Annotated in this window: 16 protein-coding genes; all 16 read left to right on the top strand. The window is 33.8% G+C overall.

Annotation, left to right across the window (positions count from 1 at the left end):
• The first annotated feature begins 2 nt into the window (after positions 1–2).
• Positions 3–1295, top strand: coding sequence for a nucleotide sugar dehydrogenase (locus tag H7350_RS11740; protein WP_204346120.1), 1293 nt, complete (start codon positions 3–5; stop codon positions 1293–1295).
• Positions 1295–2275 carry an SDR family oxidoreductase gene (locus tag H7350_RS11735; RefSeq protein ID WP_204346119.1) on the top strand — a complete coding sequence of 327 codons (981 nt, stop codon included), beginning with the start codon at positions 1295–1297 and terminating at the stop codon, positions 2273–2275. Before H7350_RS11740 ends, H7350_RS11735 begins: the two co-directional genes overlap by 1 nt.
• Before the next feature lie 42 nt (positions 2276–2317).
• Positions 2318–3037 (top strand): glycosyltransferase family 2 protein, encoded by a 720-nt coding sequence (locus H7350_RS11730; RefSeq protein WP_204346118.1) that lies wholly within the window; start codon positions 2318–2320, stop codon positions 3035–3037.
• Between the two features lie 18 nt (positions 3038–3055).
• Complete coding sequence (locus H7350_RS11725; RefSeq protein ID WP_204346117.1) at positions 3056–3796, top strand: methyltransferase; 741 nt, start codon at positions 3056–3058, stop codon at positions 3794–3796.
• A gap of 42 nt (positions 3797–3838) precedes the next feature.
• Positions 3839–5326, top strand: a complete 1488-nt coding sequence (locus H7350_RS11720; RefSeq protein ID WP_204346116.1) for a glycosyltransferase family 39 protein — start codon at positions 3839–3841, stop codon at positions 5324–5326.
• A gap of 92 nt (positions 5327–5418) precedes the next feature.
• Entirely contained in the window at positions 5419–6288 is an 870-nt protein-coding gene (locus H7350_RS11715) for an ABC transporter permease (RefSeq protein ID WP_204346115.1), read from the top strand.
• A gap of 3 nt (positions 6289–6291) precedes the next feature.
• Positions 6292–7590, top strand: coding sequence for an ABC transporter ATP-binding protein (locus tag H7350_RS11710; protein WP_204346114.1), 1299 nt, complete (start codon positions 6292–6294; stop codon positions 7588–7590).
• 1 nt (position 7591) lies between these two features.
• A complete protein-coding gene (locus H7350_RS11705) occupies positions 7592–8311 on the top strand; it encodes a sulfotransferase domain-containing protein (RefSeq protein WP_204346113.1) in 720 nt (239 codons plus the stop codon).
• Between the two features lie 25 nt (positions 8312–8336).
• Positions 8337–9011: a class I SAM-dependent methyltransferase gene (locus H7350_RS11700; RefSeq protein WP_204346112.1), complete on the top strand. Its 675-nt coding sequence runs from the start codon at positions 8337–8339 to the stop codon at positions 9009–9011.
• A 12-nt stretch (positions 9012–9023) separates the two neighbouring features.
• Positions 9024–10286: a glycosyltransferase gene (locus tag H7350_RS11695; protein ID WP_204346111.1), complete on the top strand. Its 1263-nt coding sequence runs from the start codon at positions 9024–9026 to the stop codon at positions 10284–10286.
• A gap of 75 nt (positions 10287–10361) precedes the next feature.
• Positions 10362–11111: a methyltransferase domain-containing protein gene (locus H7350_RS11690; RefSeq protein WP_204346110.1), complete on the top strand. Its 750-nt coding sequence runs from the start codon at positions 10362–10364 to the stop codon at positions 11109–11111.
• Positions 11112–11113: 2 nt separating this feature from the next.
• Positions 11114–12937 (top strand): asparagine synthase (glutamine-hydrolyzing), encoded by a 1824-nt coding sequence (gene asnB, locus H7350_RS11685; protein ID WP_204346109.1) that lies wholly within the window; start codon positions 11114–11116, stop codon positions 12935–12937.
• Between the two features lie 94 nt (positions 12938–13031).
• A complete protein-coding gene (locus H7350_RS11680; protein WP_204346108.1) occupies positions 13032–14423 on the top strand; it encodes an asparagine synthase-related protein in 1392 nt (463 codons plus the stop codon).
• Positions 14420–15397 carry a glycosyltransferase gene (locus H7350_RS11675; RefSeq protein WP_204346107.1) on the top strand — a complete coding sequence of 326 codons (978 nt, stop codon included), beginning with the start codon at positions 14420–14422 and terminating at the stop codon, positions 15395–15397. The genes H7350_RS11680 and H7350_RS11675 overlap by 4 nt, the downstream gene beginning before the upstream one ends.
• Before the next feature lie 18 nt (positions 15398–15415).
• Positions 15416–15997, top strand: coding sequence for a serine acetyltransferase (locus H7350_RS17110; protein WP_276529630.1), 582 nt, complete (start codon positions 15416–15418; stop codon positions 15995–15997).
• Positions 15990–17075 carry a glycosyltransferase gene (locus tag H7350_RS11665; protein WP_204346106.1) on the top strand — a complete coding sequence of 362 codons (1086 nt, stop codon included), beginning with the start codon at positions 15990–15992 and terminating at the stop codon, positions 17073–17075. Before H7350_RS17110 ends, H7350_RS11665 begins: the two co-directional genes overlap by 8 nt.

Below are 17075 nucleotides of genomic sequence, written 5' to 3'. Positions count from 1 at the left end.
AAATGAATACGAATAAAAAAATAACCATCTTAGGACTTGGCTATGTAGGATTACCGCTTGCAGTGGAATTCGCAAAGAAATTTATGGTCGTTGGATTTGATATCAATGAAAAACGCATCCATGAACTTCGTAATGGTGTTGACAAAACTTTAGAGGTTGAAGATGATCATTTAAAATCTGTTTTAACATCAGATTCTAATGCCGAAACAGGATTATTCATATCTAACAATCCTAGCGATACTGCAGATTCTACTATTTATATAGTTACAGTTCCTACGCCGACAGACGAACTTAAAAGACCTGTATTCACGCCATTGATAAAGGCAAGTGAAAGTGTTGGAAAAGTGCTGAAGCAAGGAGATATTGTAATTTATGAATCAACAGTATATCCTGGAGTAACAGAAGATATTTGTGTTCCTATTTTAGAAACTCAATCGGGTTTGAAATTCAATAAAGATTTTTATGCTGGCTATTCTCCAGAACGTATCAATCCGGGAGATAAAAAGCATACTGTTACCAAAATTTTGAAAGTAACATCAGGATCTACTCCTGAGGTTGCCAAAGAAGTAGACGATTTATATAAATCTATTATTGTAGCAGGAACACACTCCGCACCATCAATTAAAGTAGCTGAGGCGGCTAAAGTGATAGAAAATTCGCAACGTGATATCAATATTGCGTTTGTAAACGAATTATCGAAAATTTTCAGATTATTAGATATCGATACTAAAGCTGTTTTAGAAGCTGCAGGTACAAAATGGAATTTTATCAAATTTTCACCTGGTTTAGTTGGTGGACATTGTATTGGAGTTGATCCTTATTACCTTGCTCAAAAAGCTATCGAGTCTGGTTATAATCCTGAAATTATCCTAGCTGGTCGTAAAATGAACGATAGTATGGGAGGCTATGTGGCTCAGGAAACCGTAAAAATGATGATTAAGAAAGGAGCCCGAATTAAAGATTCTAATGCGCTGGTCTTAGGGATAACTTTTAAAGAAAACTGCCCAGATATTAGAAACTCAAGAGTAATTGATATCATCGAAGAATTTGAAACTTACGGCGTAAATGTAGATGTTTACGATCCATGGGCTTCTAAAGAAGAGGTTGTTCATGAATATGGGTTTGAATTATTAGACCAGATGTCTCAATTAAAAACCAATTATGATGCTATCGTTTTAGCAGTATCTCATAATGAGTTTTTAGAATTTGATATTCAAAAATTAAAATCAGATATAGGAGTAATTTTCGATGTAAAATCTTTACTTCCTATTCATACAGTAGACGCTAGATTATAATGTACGATAACAAATATCACAATCAAGATTTAAGTAAATTGTCTTTCCTAATAACAGGTGGAGGCGGTTTTATAGGCTCAAATATTGTTGAGTATCTTTTAAAATACAATGCTAAAAAAGTACGTGTGTTAGATAACTTTTCTAATGGACACCGAGAAAATTTAACCGAGTTTCACGCTAATCCTGCGTTTGAACTTGTTGAAGGCGATATCAGAGATTTGCAAACGTGTAAAGAGGCTATGGAAGGTATAGATTATGTATCTCATCAAGCTGCCTTGGGTTCGGTGCCTCGATCTATTAATGATCCTGCTACAACTAATGCCGTTAATATTTCTGGCTTTTTAAACATGATGATTGCTCTAAAAGAGTCTTCAACCGTAAAACGCATGGTATATGCAGCATCAAGTTCAACTTATGGTGATAGTAAAAGTCTTCCAAAAATTGAAGATACCATAGGAAAACCTTTATCACCTTATGCGGTTACAAAATACGTAAATGAATTATATGCAGATGTTTTTGGAAAAACTTATGATACTGATGTTATCGGACTAAGGTATTTTAATGTGTTTGGACCAAAACAAAGTCCAGATGGTGCTTATGCAGCTGTTATTCCATTGTTTATGAAAGCTTTAAGTGATAATGAATCACCAAAAATAAACGGCGATGGCGAACAAACTAGAGATTTTACGTTTGTTGATAATGCTGTTCAAGCGAATATTCGTGGTTTTTTTGCTTCGGAAAAAGCTAAGAATGAAGTGTTTAATGTCGCTTGTGGTGAGCGTATTAGTATCAATTATCTATGGAATTCACTGAAAGAATCTGCAGACTCAAAGTTAGAGGCTGTTTATGGACCACCACGTCAAGGTGATGTTAGGGATTCTTTAGCAAATATCGATAAAGCCAATTCATTATTAGAATATAAACCCATGTATACAGTTCGTGAAGGATTGAAAATTACCTGGGATTATTTTATAAAGTAGTATGTATATTATCCTTAAATTTACCGAGAGCAAGATCACAAAATGAAGAAAAAACTTTCAATAGTTATACCTGTCTACAATGAACAAGATACCATTCATTTGATTTTGAATCTGGTAAAAGATGTAAAACTGATTGGTGATCTCGAGAAAGAGGTCTTAATTATTGATGATTTTTCTAGTGACGACACAAAAAATTCTATTGTAAAATATCAGGCAGCACATCCGGAGTTTCCTATAAAACTGTTTGCTCATGAAAAAAATAAAGGAAAAGGAGCTGCACTACATACAGGAATTAAAGAAGCTACAGGAGATTACTTAATTATTCAGGATGCCGATTTAGAATATGATCCAAGCGAATACAACTTATTGTTAAAACCTATTTTAAATGGTGCTGCAGATGTTGTTTATGGTTCGCGTTTCATTGGCGGACAACCTCATCGTGTACTTTTCTTTTTTCATACCATTGGTAATAAGTTTTTGACTCTACTTTCTAATATGTTTACAGGAATCAATATCACAGATATGGAAACCTGCTATAAGTTGTTTAAAACCGATATTATTCAAAGTATTCAACTTAAAGAACAACGTTTTGGTTTTGAACCTGAAGTCACTGCTAAAATTTCAAGAATAAAAAATATTAGAATATATGAAGTTGGTATTTCCTATTACGGAAGAACCTATGAAGACGGTAAAAAAATTGGATGGAAAGATGGCGTAAGAGCAATTTACTGCATTTTGAAGTATAATATTTTTTCCAGATAAGACCTAAAAATAATACGTGTGGCCACAGAAATAAAGTTTGAAGAACAAGATGTAGTAGGCGAATCTACTTTAGAGGTTATCGCTAAAGCCGATAAGTTTAATCGCTGGATGTATCAAACCATTAAGCCGTTTTGTAAAGGAAAAGTTCTCGAAATAGGAAGTGGAATAGGTAATATTTCAACTTTCTTTATGGATGATCAGTTTGAAATCATGCTTACCGATATTCGAAAAGGCTACTGTGAAAAATTAGAGGCTACATTTCAACAAAACCCTTACTTTTTAGGTACTGAAATTATGGATTTGACCGATGCTGAGTTTGATCACAAATTCGCAGCTCATTTAGGTACATACGATACAGTTTTTGCACTCAATGTTGTAGAACATATATACGATGATGAACTAGCACTTAACAACTGTAAAAAGCTTTTGAAAACTGGAGGTCAGCTTATCATCTTAGTCCCATCATACCAAAAATTATACAACGGATTTGATAAAGAATTAGGCCATTATAGACGTTATACCAAATCACTTTTAAGTGAGGTGTTTTCAAAGAATGCTTTTCAAATAATCCACAAACAATATTTCAATTTTATTGGCATTTTTGGATGGTACGTTACTGGTAGTCTTATGAAAAAGGAAACCATTCCTGGCGGACAAATGAAATTGTATAATACACTGGTTCCTATATTTAAAATCATCGATAAAGTTATTTTTAATAGTGCAGGACTTTCCACTATCGTTGTTGGCAAAAAGGAGTAGTGATTAGGTTTAGCAATAAATTACTCTTGAAATTAAAACATAATGTCTACGGAAACATTTGATATTTGGGTCAAACGACTACTAATCGCAAGTATAGGATTAGGTGTCATAGCTTCATTTGTCAATTTTTTCAATTTCCGAAGTTTATGGTTAGACGAAGTATTATTGTCGGTTAGTATTGTTAATCGAGACTATATAGACTTGCTTCAACCTTTAGAATATGATCAGGTCGCTCCAATTGGCTTCTTGTTTATAGAGAACTTATTTTCATCTCTATTCGGAAATAGAGATTGGTCACTACGAATCTACCCTTTTTTCTGTTTTTTGGGCTCTATTCCTCTCATTTACAGATTAAATAAACAACTGTTTAAGTCTACATTAGTTGCCTTATTATCAGCCTCATTATTTTGTTTAAATACCTTCTTATTGTATTATTCCATTGAAGTGAAGCAATACATGTCAGATGTTTTTGTCTGCCTCTTAATTTTAGTAAGTGCCTTATCTTATTTTAATGCTAAAACAAAACGGTCACTTCTTATTTATACTTCTGTATCTTTTGCTTCAGTTTGGTTTTCAAATATTGCAGTGATAATTTTATTTGTAGTCGGTTTAATAAGCTTGTACAAATTCGTAATTACTAGTAGATTGAAATCTTTCGAAGTGCTATGGCCTAGCCTGATTGCACTGATATCATTCGTGATATATTACGGACTGTTTATTCACAACCATCCTGCAAAAGAAGTCATGTTAGTTTACTGGACAGAGAATTTTGGCTTTCTATATCAGGATGTGTTTTCATGGGAGTTTAGATACTTTATTCGTACGCGAATAGAGGCGATTATCCAAGTATTACTCGAGATAGGTGGTTTCTGGATTGTAACGTTTGCTTTTGTAGGTATTGGTATTCTATCTAATTTTAAACGTAAAACAGCGTTATTTATATTATTATCTCCACTTTGTATCCACTTGGGTTTGTCGTATTTCAAATTATATCCGTTTGACAGACGCCTCGTGCTATACGCAATACCTTTGCTTATCACATTATTGTCCTATGGAATTTACATCAGCTGGAGATTTTTATATGACAAAGGACTAAAATTATCGGTTTTCATCTTATTAATTCCTGTGCTTATAAACCTTATTGCTGTATTCAATTTAGTGCCATTTGAAAAAGAAGAGATAAAAAAAGGAATGTCTTACCTTAATTCTAACCTGAAAGTAGGTGATGAAATTTATGTGTATAGCGTTTCTAAAGTGTCATTCGATTTCTATAAAGACAAATTTGATGTGATTCAAGATACTGATGCAATTTTTTACTCAAATGTCAGTCGGAATGACTGGTCAAAACATCATCAGGAATTAGAACAACTAAAGGATTCGGTATGGTTAGTGTTTTCACACATAAGCTCTAATGCGGATTCGAAATTAAACGAAAAAGATTATATTCTTAAAACAATGAAATCTAACGGCTATCAACTAATTCATACGCAGGAATATGAAGGTGCTTCTGTTTATAAAATGGAAAAGTAAATAAAAGTTTTACCGAGGCCGTTTTCTGAATCTCCATTGCGCCTATTTCTATTCTCGATTTATTATATTAGCCGAAACAAAAGACTATACTATTGAACACCGAACCTGAAGAGTCGTGGCTATATGTAATTTCCTCCAAGCGTAAATTAATTAATTTTAATTTTGAAGAAATATGGAGGTATCGTGATTTACTTATCCTTTTTGTAAAACGTGATATTGTAACGGTTTATAAGCAAACAATTTTAGGACCACTTTGGTATATCATTCAGCCTTTATTTACATCGGTCATATTTACACTTATTTTTAATAGACTGGGACAAATCCAAACGGATGGTATTGACCCTTTTGTGTTTAATTTAGCAGGAATCACAGCTTGGAATTATTTTAAAGAGTGCCTAACAGGAACTTCTAATACGTTTACAGCTAATCAGAATATTTTTGGAAAAGTCTACTTTCCCAGAGTTATTTTGCCCTTGTCGATCACCATCTCAAATTTACTTAAGTTTGGAATTCAGCTCTTTATTTTCTTCGGTTTTTGGTTGTATTACTATTTCCAAGGGATGGAACTGAGCCTTAATATGACTCATATCTGGCTGTTTCCTGTTTATGTCATAATGATGGGAATGCTAGGTTTAGGCTTAGGGATGATTATTTCCTCAATGACAACAAAATATCGAGATTTAACCATACTTGTGGGCTTTGCAGTTCAGTTATTAATGTTTCTGTCTGCTGTGCCTTATCCTGTGTCTGAAGCCCATGCAAAATTTTCAAGACCTATTGCCTTAATTGTAGAGTTTAATCCTCTAACGCAAATTATAGAAGGATTTCGGTTCATGTTACTCAATACAGGAACATTTACATGGATAGGATTCTTTTATACACTGGTGGTAAGTGTCGTCTTATTTTTATTGGGATTATTAGTTTTTAACCGAACCGAAAAAACATTTATAGATACTGTGTAATCAATGACAAATTCTAAAACCATTTTAGTAGCTGAAAATATTAGTAAACAATACCGTTTAGGTCTTGTTGGTACTGGTACGATTAGTCATGATTTAAATCGTTGGTGGTATCGCATACGCGGAAAGCAAGACCCGTATCTTAAAGTTGGTGAAGCAAATGACCGAAGTACCAAAGCCGATAGTAATTATGTTTGGGCTTTAAAGGATATTAATTTTGAAGTGAAACAAGGCGAAGTGCTTGGTATTATTGGTAAAAACGGAGCAGGAAAGTCTACACTACTTAAAATTTTATCGCGTGTTACCAATCCTACAACAGGCGAAATTAAAACAAGAGGTCGTATTGCCTCCTTGTTAGAAGTAGGTACAGGATTCCATCCTGAATTAACGGGACGAGAGAATATTTATTTAAATGGTGCCATTCTTGGTATGACCAAATCTGAAATAAAGGTCAAAGAAAGTGAAATTATTGAGTTTAGTGGTTGTGAACGCTATATTGACACACCTGTAAAACGTTACAGTAGCGGAATGCGTGTACGACTCGCTTTTGCTGTAGCTGCGCATCTTGAACCTGATATCCTTGTCATTGACGAGGTTTTAGCGGTTGGCGATGCCGAATTTCAAAAGAAAGCTATTGGGAAAATGCAAGACATATCTAATAGTGAAGGTCGAACGGTATTATTTGTTAGCCATAACATGGCAGCGGTAAAAAACCTCTGTACCAGAGCTGTTGTTTTAGAACATGGTCAAATTGTATTTGAAGGCACTCAAAACGACGCCGTGAATTTTTATTTATCTGCCGAAAAGCAAAAACACCAAATTGCTTTAGCTAATAGAACAGACCGTAAGGGTAATCAGAAGTTAAAGGTTATTGACGTTTCGTTTTTTAATAAAAAAGGGGAACAGGTGTTTGAAGTTATCTCAGGTGATTATCTCAAAATCCGTATTAAACTGCTCAAGCAAAAGCCGGTTAACTATCCTAAATTATTTATAGGGATAAATTTTATAGATCAAAATATGAATTTTGCGCTGTCTTATGTAAACGATGAGATGGGTTTCACATTTGATGATTTAGAGCATACCGATACCTTCGAATTAGAAATTCCTAACTTGTATTTAAGAGCCCGAGATTATAGCTTAAGGGTGTTGATTACCGAAAATGATACCAATGCACATAACTTTATAGACCTTATTGAAAATGCTGCCTTACTAAGTATTCTGGCAGGAGATATATGGAATTCAGGTAAACTCAACCGTAAAAGCAGTATCGCTGTTTTGCCGGGAAGCTTTAATATATCAAAATAGCATGAACTTTTTTAAGCGCTTATTTTTACCTAAAGCTAGTGATAATCTTGTAAAAGTGTATTCGCATCCACGCTCTGGAACACATTTTATGGAAGCATTTCTCGCTCAAAATTTTTACCCAAACCAAAATTTAGATATGACTCCAATAACTTGGGGACATTGGTCTAATAGAAAAGTAAAACACGAAGGAAACCCTTATGGGAAATTATTTGGGAATCACTATTTTGCAGATAGAAATGAGAACTCATTACCAAAAATTTATATGATGCGCGATGGTCGGTCTGTGGCTTATTCCGTATGGAAAACACCTAATTTTGTGCATCCAGATTTAGAATCATTATCATTTTCAGAGTTTTTACGAACTAAAATAGATTGGTATGGAACGCCTTCTAAACGAGTCGAACCTAATCAAACCATACTAGAGCACTGGTACGCACATGTTGAAAGCTGGAAGGCTTTAGAAAAAGCAAATGATAACGTATTGCTAATAAATTATGAGGATTTAATCGATTCGCCTTATACGCAGTATAAAAAAATCCATGATGCTTTTTTTAGCAATACTAAACAATTATCAGCTCAAGAGATAAGTATAATCGAAAAGCCTTTAGGACTTTTGCCTAACAAGGGTAAAAAGGATAGTTGGAGAGATATAATAAACGAAAAAGACAAGGCTTATATAGCTTCTGTTTTAAGTTCGTATAATTTTAAGGACGAATTATAATTCCCACATTTGTAACACCATTACTATGAAAACGATTTTAAAACGCATTAAAAACAAGCTTTTCAAAAAGAATAAGCTTACCAAAAAGGAACAGCGCCACAAGCTTGTAGGTTCTGCAAAGTCCTGGAAATTAAAACAAGATTTTCAAATAGCGTTCTTACTTAATCAGGGCTTGAAAGTCGATGATAAGTTTTTAGATTTGGGTTGCGGCACCTTAAGAGGTGGTATTCCTATAATAAATTACCTAAATGAAGGACACTATTACGGAATTGATGTTAGAAAAGATGTTCTGGTTGAAGGCAAAAAAGAATTAAAGCAAGAGGGTTTGGCTCATAAAAACCCTAAACTGATTAGCTTTGATAACTTTAGTGAATTAGAACTCAATGAAACGTTCGATGTGATTTTTGCTTTTTCAGTGTTGATACACCTAGAGGATTCCATATTAGAAAATTGTTTGCATTTTGTAAGTAGACATTTAAATTCTTCAGGTAAGTTTATGGCAAATGTCAATATTGGTGAGCGTCCTAAAGGAAGTTGGTTGGAGTTTCCTGTAATGTTCAAGCCTATTGAATTTTATGAAGAATTAGCACAAAAAGCTGGATTGTCAGTTACACAAATGGGGACAATTAAAAGCCTAGGTCATCATTCTAATGATGAATTGTCAAATAATCAAATAATGCTGCAATTTAGAAAACTGTAGAGACCATATAAAATGAAGCAACCACTTAAAATAGCTTTTGTCGTCGGCACATTTCCAGTGGTATCACAAACTTTTATCGTGAATCAAATTAATGCTCTCATTGATGAAGGGCACGATGTTAACTTATATGCCTATAAAAAAGGTGAGCTTAATACGCTTCATACATCACTTCATAAACACAACTTATTAAATAAGGTTACCTATCTTAAAAAGAATAATCCAAATCATGGTATTCGCTTTTTAGAGTTTTTAACTTGGACTTTAAAACACTTTTTTAAAATAAGGTGGAAGCGTTATTTTAAGACACTTAATATTTTTAAATACGGAAAAGAAGCATTTTTGCTAAGTATTTTCTTTGCTATGGAATGGAGCCTGATAGAGGATGAATTTGATATCATTCATGTCCATTTTGCTCATAATGCGAAACTGATCTCTTATTTAAAATCACTAGGATTATTTCCTGAACACACAAAACTGATGACGACACTTCATGGATATGATTTAATTCCTAGTAAATCACAGTTTTACAAAGAAAATTACCACACCATTTTTGAACAAACTAATGTGTTTACAGTTAATTCTGTCTATTTAAAAGAACAACTGCTTAGTGTTCAACCTCAATTAAAGCATGTCGCTGTTTTACCAGTTGGACTAGATACAGCTTATTTCACTAAAACAGAGCAAGCAGTAGACAACAAATTTTTTAACATATTGTTTTGTGGCAGACTTATAAAACTCAAAGGTCCAGAAATTGCTATTCTTGTTTTAGAGCGTTTAGTACAAAAAGGACATACTAATGTTCGGCTTAATATTATTGGAGATGGCGTATTGTATGATGATATAAAGCAGAATATTAAAGATAAAAAGTTAGAGACATACGTTAAACTTAAAGGTGAACTGACACAGGATAGCATAAAAAATGAAATGGATAATGCAGATGTGTTGATTATGCCTGGAATTGCAGACCCAGAAACTGGTCAGATGGAAGCTCAGGGCTTGGTGATACAGGAGGCACAGGCAATGGAATTACCTGTTGTTGTTTCTGATGCTGGAGGTATGAAGTATGGGGTGTTACCCAATGAATCTGCTTTTGTTGTTAAAGCCAATGCAATTGATGCTTTTGTTGAAGCATTAGAACAATTAATTGTAGATGATAATCTAAGGTTGCAAATGGGGAAGAAAGGTGCAGAGTTTGTAAGAGAACATTTCGATAATGCCATATTAGCGAAACAGTTAATAGATATGTATCATATGACTCTTGAAACCAACACATAGTTTTTAAGTTTTTATATTTCTGAAAAACCAATCTAAATTGACTAATTTTAACGGCTAAGGCTATAAAGATTTATAATGTCAGATAAATTAACCACACAACAATATTGGGAGGCTTATTACGCTAGTAATCATATTAATAAAGAGCGTATTACAAGTGTTTGTTCGTACTATGATGAGTTTTGGGAAATGTTTATAAAAGACTCAACCGAAGAACAGTCTCTCATAGAAATTGGAGGTTTTCCTGGCCGATATCTTGCCTATTTAGGAGCCAAATACAATATAAAACCGACCTGTTTAGATTATAATTCTGACACTAAAGAAATTGAAGGTGTTTTCAAAGTTATGGGAGTTGAAAACTATGAAATCATGCAACAGGATTTCACTTTATATAAAACACCTATCCAATATGATTATGTGATTTCTAATGGCTTTATTGAACATTTTGAAGATTTCAACACCATATTAGATTTGCATGTCGATTATATGAAACCTCAATCGAAATTATTGGTTATGATACCGAATATGCGAGGATATGTGAGGTTTTATAAATACCTCGTCGATTATAAAAACTTGAAAATTCATAATCTTAAATGTATGCATTTACAGGTGTTTAAAGATTTTGCCAAACGTCACGATTTAAACATCAATTATTTGAGTCATTATGGAGGCTTTCCTATTGGAGTTCATCAAAAACTTAATATCGCTCAAAAATTGATATTCAAAGTACACCGCTTGTTATTTAAATTTGTAGTAAACCCCTATTTAATGAAGCATCCATCGCGATTTTTCTCCTCATCAATCATTGCAATTTTTGAAAAAAAATAACTATGTGCGGATTTCTAGCAGAATTTTCATTTGAAGACCAGCCATTAATAGCATTGGATGATTTTAAGTCTGTATTAGCTCTTTCAAAACACAGAGGTCCAGACGATACTGGAATATACAATTCAAATACCTTTAGATTAGGATTTAATCGCCTGGCTATTTTAGATGTTTCTAAAAACGGAAATCAGCCAAAATTGAGTCCGAGCAAAAGATACGCCATGGTCTTTAATGGTGAGATTTATAACTATAGCCATTTAGCAGAAACCTATAAACTTGAAAATTTAAAATCTACATCAGATACCGAAGTTATTATTCATTTGTTAGATCTGTTAGGTGTTGAAGACACTATCCGAACTCTTAATGGTATGTTTGCCATAACTATAGTTGATACACATACAAATAGGTGTTTTTTAGCACGGGATTTTGCAGGAATTAAGCCATTGTTCTATGGTTTAACTCAGGAAGGAATTGTGTCGGCATCTCAGTTTGATCAAGTTTATAAACACCCTTGGTTTAAAAATAAGCGACAACTTAGAGCAGATATCGTTAAAGAATATTTCGGTTTTGGCTACATGCAAGCACCAAACACCATTTATGAAAATATCTTTCAGGTTAATCCTGGCGAGCTACTTCAAGTTGATGTTTCAGGATCACTAAGTAAAAAGCAATTGGTTGCATTTGAAAACAATCAGGAAAAGCCAATTTCAAAAACGGATGATGATTTAGAGTACACTATTAAAGATGCTGTGAAACGTCAATTAGTTAGTGATGTATCTGTAGCGACGTTTTTAAGTGGAGGTGTTGATAGTCCGTTAATTAGTGCTTATGCTAAACAAGCTAAGCCAGACATTGAAGCGTTTACTCTTAAAGTTGACGACCCAAAGCTTAATGAAAGTGAAGTTGCTAAAAATTACGCCAAAGCCTTAGAGCTAAAACAGTTTGTGGTTTCTGTAGATAATTCAGAGATTTTAAAAAGTATAAATTCCCATTTTCATGCCTATCCCGAACCTTTTGGAGATTATTCAAGTATTCCAACGTTTGTAATCACTCGAGAAGCTAAAAAGAGACATACCGTAATGTTGTCAGGTGATGGAGGCGATGAATTGTTTTTTGGTTATCCCAGAATGCGAGATGTTTTAAACAAACAACTATGGTTTAAAATTCCGTTTCATTTGCGTAAGTTCTTGGCTAAAGTGACAAATACCTTAGGAATTACCAAAACCTGGGCGCCTTATTTTAAAACTTTAGATGATTTTATAACCAATAAGCATTTGTATTTGCCTCAGGTAATATTAGATGACATTTTTCATGAGACGAGTTTTTCGATAGAAATGAAAACCTTATATCAGTTTAAAAATGCATCGAGAAAAGAATTAGTGCAGCAATTGCGTAAAAATGAGTTTTATGCGCATTTACAACGCGTCTTGATTAAGGTGGATCGCGCTAGTATGAAACACAGTCTGGAGGTTCGCGTGCCGTTTTTAGATAAGGAAACTATTTTAAAATCCTGGGAACTTACCAGCGATTTAAAGCATAAAACAGATTTAAAAAAGCCATTAAAAAATCTGCTTAAAAAGGAAGTTTCAGAATCGCTAATCAATCAGAAAAAAATGGGATTTTCTGTACCTCTATATCAATGGCTTCACAACGAATTGAAAACAGATGTCAAGATTCATGTGTTTGATACGCCTTTTTATGGTGCTGACATCATGAATGTAGATGTGCTACGACAATATGTAGATGATTTTTTTAATAGGAAACACGATAATTCCTGGGGAGTTTGGCATATTTATGCCTGGCAGAAATGGGCGAGTGTACATGCCTAGATTTTAGATAATACTTCATTTATTTTTATGATGTATTACTGAATGTTTCATAGGTTATGTGGAAATAAAATTGCTATATTCGTAGAGCATATTTATGAAGCACATTCGAACTCAAATATTACCTTCTAAACAGCGTTTTGCCAAGATAAAAGCTCCAAATGAACTTAATTTAAAAGCTATAGCTATATATGTAGCGACTGGTTTTTTCTTAGACTCCGATACGTTTTATAAAGATGAGGTTTGTTTGTTGCCAGCGCATGATCATACGCTGGATGAAGAGGGCTATCTTATTGAAAGTAAACCCTGGTTTGAATGGTATTATGAGCCAAGACAGCTGAGTTTTGATGATGCAGTAAATGAATATGTCACGCTTTTAAAAACAATCACCAAAGAGCAATTTGGTGATTCAAAAGTGATTTTACCGTTATCTGGTGGTTTGGATAGCAGGAGTCAAGCACTAATTTTCAAAGAGCTTAATAACGATGTTCAGGCGTATAGTTATTCATTTAAAGGTGGATTCCCTGAACATAAAATAAGTGAAAAAGTAGCCAAAGCTTGCGGATTCAAGTTTCAGAAATTTGAAATTCCAAAAGGATATTTATGGAATGATATTGAAGAACTTGCTCAAATTAACGGTTGTTTTTCAGAATTTACTCATCCGAGACAAATGGCCATTCTTAAAGACCTGAAAGCTATGGAAGGCGAAATGTCACTCGGACATTGGGGAGATGTGCTATTTGATAGAGGTGTTCCTGAAGGCACTCAAGAATCAGATATCATTCCGTTATTGTACAAAAAAATGGTAAAAAAGGATGGGTTAGCGCTTGCAAAATCACTTTGGGAAACTTGGGGTCTCGACGGTGAATTTGAGTCTTATTTATCTCAACGGTTAGAGCAATTACTTTCAAACATAAAAATTGATAATGTGAGTGCTAAAGTCAGAGCTTTTAAAACCTCTCAGTGGGCTCACAGATGGACATCAACGAACTTGTCGATTTTTGAGGAAGCACATAACATTCATTTACCGTATTATGACAATCGTATGTGTGAGTTTATTTGCACCATTCCCGAAGCATATCTTGCCGATCGTAGGATGCAATTAGCACACTTAAAAACCAACGATGCACTCTCAGAAATTACTTGGCAGGATCAAAAACCATTTAGTATAAAAAATTACAGGTATAATAAAATGCCTTATAATCTTCCTTATCGTGTTATCGATAAATTAAAACGGGAATTTAATGGTATCATTGGTAATCCTTATATTCAACGTAATTTTGAGTTACAGTTTTTGGGTGATGCGAATGATCAAAAGTTAAGGAGTTATCTGTTTTCGAAGCCGTATTTAGAATTTATTCCAGAATCTATTGTACAGTCATTTTATGACAAATTTAAAAATGAAGATGTGGTGCGTTACTCGCATTCGGTGAGTATGTTATTGACCTTGTCACTGTGGCATAAATTATTTTATAAAACCAATAAATGAAGTTATCTGTAGTTATTCCTTCATATAATGCAGCTCAATTTATTGAGTCGTCTTATCAATCTATCATAAATCAAGGTGTTGAAGATATAGAGATCATTTATGTTGATAATAATTCTACAGATGGAACTGCCGAAGAAATTAAGAAAATTCAAAAAAGAGATTCTAGGGTGTCATCTTATTTTCAACCGAAACAAGGTGCTGCGCCTACTCGAAATAAAGGGCTTGTTAATGCTAAAGGTGAATATGTGTATTTTTTTGATGTTGATGATGGTATTTATCCCAACGCATTGCTAAAAATGATAGATGTACTTGATGCGCATACTCAAGTAGATGCTGTTGTTGGAAAAATGGTAAAATCATCGCAAAGTATTGAAAAGACTACAAAACCAGACGACGAAACCTTAGAAGTGACGATTCATCCAAAACCTTATTTTGGTTTAATCTGGTTTTCAGATTTGAGTAAAGTTGTTGGGCCTCCTGCATTCATGTATCGTAGAACTGTTTTCGATACCATCGGAATTTATAATGAGGATTTAAGAATCGGACAAGACACCGCATTAGATATTAAGTTGGGTATGATGTGTGATATTGCTTTTATCGATATGTACGTCTATATGTATTATAAGCATACCGATTCTACCATAGAAAAAAATAAAAAGAAAACACCACGTGCTTTTATGCAATGGCCAAGATTGGTGAAAGAGCATTTGCCATTTTATTTAGAACATGACACACCAGAAGAATTTAATAAGTTACTCTTTGAACAACTGTATAAAGTTATGGGTAAACAGGTGTTTTTTACTGAAGGCTTTGCACAAAGAAAGACTCTAAAAAATGATTTATTACAACAAGTCTCTGCGATTGAAGTGCCATTTTTGATTCGTTTTTTTCTGTCACTTTTGGTTGTATTTCCATTTTCTTCTCTGCTGAAATTTTATGGTTATTATATAGTACCTTATATTGTGAAAAAATAATCTGATGCGCTACGGTTTATGATACATTTTTTAAAACATGCACATAGAAAATTACTTATCACTAAATTGTATTCAAAATATGTTAGTGATAATACTACAATTCAACAAGATGTTGAACAAACTGTGCTTGTGAGAGGATGTCGTGTTAATCCAAATACCACAAAAAAGAAATTTCATCATTTGATGTTGTATTACCCTGAGTTTGCTCATATTTTTTTCTGGAGAATTAATGCCAGATACCATCCTTGGAAGCCTTATTTTGTAAGAGATTTTAACTGCAAAATTTTTGGAAGTACGAAAATAGCTGGAGGATTAATGTGTTATCATCCTTTTGCTACAGTTATCAATGCCAAATCTATTGGTAAAAACTTTCAATTCAGAAACAGCCTAACCATTGGTAATAAATTTAATGACAATACACTTGTACCTGTTATTGGTGATAATGTTGTGGTAGGGGCTAATGTGGCTATTATAGGCGATATTACAATTGGCGATAATGTGATTATTGGAGCAGGTTCGGTAATTGTTAAAGATGTGCCTTCAAATTCAGTGGTGGCAGGTAATCCAGCGAAAATAATACGATCTTTACATAATGAATAAACGCATTAGGATTCTTTTTACAATTTCTAATTTTAATACTGCAGGAAGCGGAAAGGTGGTTTATGATTTAGTACATGGTTTAGATAAGTCCAAATTTGATGTTCATATTGCTTGTGGTGATAACAAAGGAGCTTTTTTTAAAACGGTTGAAGCCTTAGGCGTTCCTATTCATATTTTCGAAACCAAAACACACTATCGTCCTTATTATAGCTTACTGTTTCGAGTGCGTCGTATTTCTAAATTTTATAAAACACACAATTTTGACATAGTTCATTCCTGGCAATGGAGTAATGATTGGACCGAAGCGCTTGCTGCACGATTGATAGGCATCAAATGGATGTACACCAAAAAAGCGATGGGCTTCAATAAACATTGGAAAATCAAGAGCTTTTTGGCTAATTTTATTGTTACGATCAATGATGAAATGCAGCAGTATTTTCCTAATAAGAATGCTCAGAAACTTATTCCGTTAGGTATAGATACAACATATTATAGTCCGGAACATTTCAGTAAAACACAATCAAATTCTTTTCGAATCATTACCGTCGCTAATCTCGTACCTGTAAAAGGAATTGAGGTTTTAATACATGCGATTCACAGACTTAATGATTCGGATATAACATTGGATATTCTAGGTGATAATACGAATGATTACGGACAAGAATTAATGCAGTTGTGTGGGCGTTTAGGGTTATCTGGTCAAGTGGTTTTTCACGGAAAACAGGCCGATGTTCGCCCTTATATTGTACAATCTGACATGTATGTCATTCCTACTTTAGATCAAGGGCGTAAAGAAGGAATGCCGATGGCTTTGGTCGAAGCGATGTGTATGGCAATTCCTATTTTAGGATCCAATATCACTGGAATTAATTTTGTGCTTAAAGAATTTCCTGAACTATTATTTCCTGCAGAAAATGCCGAAGCTTTAAGTGAAAAAATAAAATATATAAAAGGCTTAGATCTGGAAAGCCGTCATCAAATAGGTGAAAAATTAAGGCAACATTGTATAGACCATTTTTCGATGGAAGCCTTTATTTCAGCACATGAAGACCTATACACTAAACTTGTGAAACCTTAA

Origin of the sequence: Psychroserpens algicola (assembly GCF_014526325.1) — a bacterium.
Classification (GTDB): Bacteria; Bacteroidota; Bacteroidia; order Flavobacteriales; family Flavobacteriaceae; genus Psychroserpens; species Psychroserpens algicola.
This window is presented reverse-complemented; position numbering and strand designations above follow the sequence as displayed.

Coding starts and splice junctions, on each gene's coding strand:
- H7350_RS11740 (WP_204346120.1), top strand. CDS start 3: ATGAATACGAATAAAAAAATAACCATCTTAGGACTTGGCTATGTAGGA.
- H7350_RS11735 (WP_204346119.1), top strand. CDS start 1,295: ATGTACGATAACAAATATCACAATCAAGATTTAAGTAAATTGTCTTTC.
- H7350_RS11730 (WP_204346118.1), top strand. CDS start 2,318: ATGAAGAAAAAACTTTCAATAGTTATACCTGTCTACAATGAACAAGAT.
- H7350_RS11720 (WP_204346116.1), top strand. CDS start 3,839: ATGTCTACGGAAACATTTGATATTTGGGTCAAACGACTACTAATCGCA.
- H7350_RS11710 (WP_204346114.1), top strand. CDS start 6,292: ATGACAAATTCTAAAACCATTTTAGTAGCTGAAAATATTAGTAAACAA.
- H7350_RS11705 (WP_204346113.1), top strand. CDS start 7,592: ATGAACTTTTTTAAGCGCTTATTTTTACCTAAAGCTAGTGATAATCTT.
- H7350_RS11700 (WP_204346112.1), top strand. CDS start 8,337: ATGAAAACGATTTTAAAACGCATTAAAAACAAGCTTTTCAAAAAGAAT.
- H7350_RS11695 (WP_204346111.1), top strand. CDS start 9,024: ATGAAGCAACCACTTAAAATAGCTTTTGTCGTCGGCACATTTCCAGTG.
- H7350_RS11690 (WP_204346110.1), top strand. CDS start 10,362: ATGTCAGATAAATTAACCACACAACAATATTGGGAGGCTTATTACGCT.
- asnB (WP_204346109.1), top strand. CDS start 11,114: ATGTGCGGATTTCTAGCAGAATTTTCATTTGAAGACCAGCCATTAATA.
- H7350_RS11680 (WP_204346108.1), top strand. CDS start 13,032: ATGAAGCACATTCGAACTCAAATATTACCTTCTAAACAGCGTTTTGCC.
- H7350_RS11675 (WP_204346107.1), top strand. CDS start 14,420: ATGAAGTTATCTGTAGTTATTCCTTCATATAATGCAGCTCAATTTATT.
- H7350_RS17110 (WP_276529630.1), top strand. CDS start 15,416: ATGATACATTTTTTAAAACATGCACATAGAAAATTACTTATCACTAAA.
- H7350_RS11665 (WP_204346106.1), top strand. CDS start 15,990: ATGAATAAACGCATTAGGATTCTTTTTACAATTTCTAATTTTAATACT.